The organism is uncultured Jannaschia sp. (genome assembly GCF_947494025.1).
Classification (GTDB): Bacteria; Pseudomonadota; Alphaproteobacteria; order Rhodobacterales; family Rhodobacteraceae; genus Jannaschia.
The window spans coordinates 1-2,667 of the sequence record NZ_CANLTQ010000086.1 but is presented as its reverse complement, the minus strand read 5'-3'; the positions used below and the strand labels follow the sequence as shown (position 1 = coordinate 2,667).

General features: G+C 59.1%; 5 protein-coding genes. 2 read left to right on the top strand and 3 right to left on the bottom strand.

The annotated features are described in order from the left end of the window. Positions 1-261: 261 nt before the first annotated feature. Positions 262-657, top strand: a complete 396-nt coding sequence (locus Q1B08_RS21240) for a hypothetical protein (protein WP_299823283.1) — start codon at positions 262-264, stop codon at positions 655-657. Here the strand turns inward: Q1B08_RS21240 and Q1B08_RS21235 are convergent. Continuing rightward, positions 588-1,342, bottom strand: a protein-coding gene (locus Q1B08_RS21235) for an IS5 family transposase (protein ID WP_299823281.1) whose coding sequence is annotated in 2 segments (ribosomal slippage) — positions 588-1,009 and positions 1,009-1,342 — 756 coding nt in all. Because the reading frame shifts where the segments join, the coding sequence is not laid out codon by codon here. The two genes, Q1B08_RS21240 and Q1B08_RS21235, sit on opposite strands and share 70 nt — an antisense overlap. A 98-nt stretch (positions 1,343-1,440) precedes the next feature. Between Q1B08_RS21235 and Q1B08_RS21230 the strand changes: the two genes are divergently transcribed. Further along, positions 1,441-1,863, top strand: coding sequence for an HNH endonuclease (locus Q1B08_RS21230; protein ID WP_366140088.1), 423 nt, complete (start codon positions 1,441-1,443; stop codon positions 1,861-1,863). On the opposite strand, the gene Q1B08_RS21225 is transcribed toward Q1B08_RS21230, so the two are convergent. Beyond that, complete coding sequence (locus Q1B08_RS21225; protein WP_299823289.1) at positions 1,847-2,152, bottom strand: phage BR0599 family protein; 306 nt, start codon at positions 2,150-2,152, stop codon at positions 1,847-1,849. The two genes, Q1B08_RS21230 and Q1B08_RS21225, sit on opposite strands and share 17 nt — an antisense overlap. Further along, entirely contained in the window at positions 2,071-2,406 is a 336-nt protein-coding gene (locus tag Q1B08_RS21220) for a DUF2163 domain-containing protein (RefSeq protein ID WP_299823286.1), read from the bottom strand. Before Q1B08_RS21220 ends, Q1B08_RS21225 begins: the two co-directional genes overlap by 82 nt. Between the last annotated feature and the right edge of the window lie 261 nt (positions 2,407-2,667).

Here is a 2,667-nt window from a genome sequence, read left to right as displayed (position 1 = left end):
GCTCTGCACCCTCAACGCCATGCTCGCAGCAGGAACAGACTACACGCAGCAGACACCTGGCTAAGTACAGTTGCCGGGAAACTCGGGGCGGTTCACCACGTGGGCTCGCCTAGTCGTGGTAGGGCGTGCCGAGCAGGACCGCGCGCTGGCGATGATCAGTTCTGAATTCGAACTGACCGATGATTGCGATTTACATTCTGAAAAAACCTTGAACTTGACACCGCCATTGCGGTGGAGAAGTCATGACTGAGCGATTTGGGGGTGAAGTTGGTCGAGTTTGTTGAGGACGTTGCGGGCGTCCGTCGTAATCTAAGAACTATGCGCAACTACCTTCTCTCCAAGAATGACGAAGAGCGCTTCTTCGCGCGAGAAAGATTGCGGCGCGGTTATAACCTGGTGGCTACATTTGCAGACGGCGATGTGCTTTTTGCTCCGAGCCGTTTTGTTGGATACAAAAATATCACGATCAAAGCTCACAAGAAGCTTGGTGAAAAAAATCGCCTGGATGGAAAAGAGACCAATCCAGTATTGCAGCGCATTCTTGGCGCCCAAACGCTACCCAATGACCTAGGCTCAGGACTCATTGATCAGACCCAGAAGATGACGATGGCGGCGATGGCGATGGCGGACATGAAGGTGTGCGCGCAGCGATCGTAGCGGGTGTGGATGCGGCGCCAGTCCTTTAGCTTGCCGAACATGTTTTCGATCCTGTGACGCTTTCGGTAGAGCGTTCGGTCATAAGGGATTTGGGTTTTCCGATTGGATTTTGATGGAATGCAGACTTCCATGTCGCGGTCGGCGAGGGCGTCGCGGAACCAGTCGGCATCGTAGCCCTTGTCAGCGAGGAGCGCCTTTCCCGAAGGCAACGTCGACAGGAGCGCTCGGGCTCCGACGAAATCGCTGACCTGGCCTGCGGTCAGAAACAAGGTTCGCGGCCTTCCCTCGCTATCGCAAACCGCGTGCAGCTTCGAGTTCAGGCCGCCCTTGGTGCGCCCGATAAACCGGGGAAGAGCCCCTTTTTAAGTAGGCTCGCCGCCGTCCGGTGCGCTTTCAGGTGGGTCGCATCGATCATGATCTCGTCGGCCTCACCGCCGCCCTTCGCAAGCTCGACGAAGATGCGCCCGAACACGCCCATCTGGCTCCAGCGGATGAACCGATTGTAAATCGTCTTGTGAGCCCCGTAGCCTGCCGGCACGTCCCGCCAGCGCAAGCCGTTGCGGATCACGAAGACGATGCCACTGATCACCCGCCGGTCCTCGACGCGCGGAACCCCGTGCGAGAGTGGAAAGAACGGCGATATCCGTGCCATCTGGGCTTCGGACAGAAGGAACAACTCGCTCATGACGGCACCTCCTGTGGTGCCGCAAGTGAATCAATGAAGCCTCGCCCACGCAATCAATTTAACAGGTCCTGAGCCTAGAATGGCCGAAGATCGAGGAGATGTTCCTTGGGCTTTGCGAGAAGATCGATGTTATCCCTATCAATCGGGACCGGAAGTTTTGGGTCCTCGATGATCTGCGTCCGGACCAAGAAAAGCCTGCTGGTACATATGCTATGGGGGCATTATCATTTTACGTCAGCACGCGCTATGAGCGAAATCAGGCCGCGCGAAAGGCATGCATAAACGCACATGGAACGTCATACATCGTCTGCGGCTTCAACTTTGAACAGAGCTATGGTGAACACGGGAAGGACTTCATCCACGTTCATCACCTGAGGCCCCTATATCAAGCGAGTTGCGGAAATCGGACTGATCCAATCAAAGACCTCGTACCCGTCTGTCCCAATTGCCACTACATGCTCCACCGCGGAAATCAGCTGCTCACGCCTGAGGAGCTGAAGCTGATCATGAAGCGTAAATAGGCACACGTCTACAGTACCGTCCCGTCGTGCGCCGTCCTTCGTGGCATAGTGCAGCACGGCATCCTTGCCAGGGATGTGCGGGAAGCCCCGAAAGTTGGCGGTCTTCGCGAACTTCGCCCCTGCAGGCCTCCAAGCGCTTGTCGCAGATCGCAAGGATGGTGAACGTGTCTCCCTCCGCGATGGACCGCACCGGCGCTTCGAGCAGTGTCAGGACAGCAACGCCGTCGGTGACGTCATGGCCCAGCACTTCGGTGCGTCGACCTGCATTCGTGCTGGTCGTCCAATCCAGCGTGCCGAAAGTGAACCATCCGGAGTTAACCCACCAAGCCCCGGGGCGGTGAAGGCCCGGTCGCGCAGCAGGTCGATGACGGCACCCGCGCCCTTGAGGGCGGGGTCCTCCAGATCGACGCCGCAGCGCGCATCGCCGAGAGCGGCGTCACAGGTCGCCTGGAACGTCCGCCTGACCGTCTGGCCGACCACATGGGCGAGCGAGCGGACCTCGGCGACGAAGGCCCGCCGAGGTCCGAGCCCCGCGCCGGTGATCTGATCGCGTTAGGCGGTCTGGCCCACTTCGCAAACGCCAGTTCCAGCAAATTACTGACGAAGGCCACGGTAAGAACCTGCACCGTCCGCAACTTGGTCATGCGACGCCGCCACTGCGCAGCGCATGCTTCTCCGCCTGTTCCAATACCATCGCCGACGTCGTACCTTCGTCCGTCGCAAGGCAGACCGGATCGTCGCGATCCACGGGCGGTAGGGCTGGTCCGTGGCCCGTGGCCGGGCCTGCCTGCTGATGCACGTGCC

What these genes read in the sequence shown, in the direction of transcription:
- Q1B08_RS21230 (WP_366140088.1), top strand. Translation starts at nt 1,441, where the DNA reads ATGTTCCTTGGGCTTTGCGAGAAGATCGATGTTATCCCTATCAATCGG.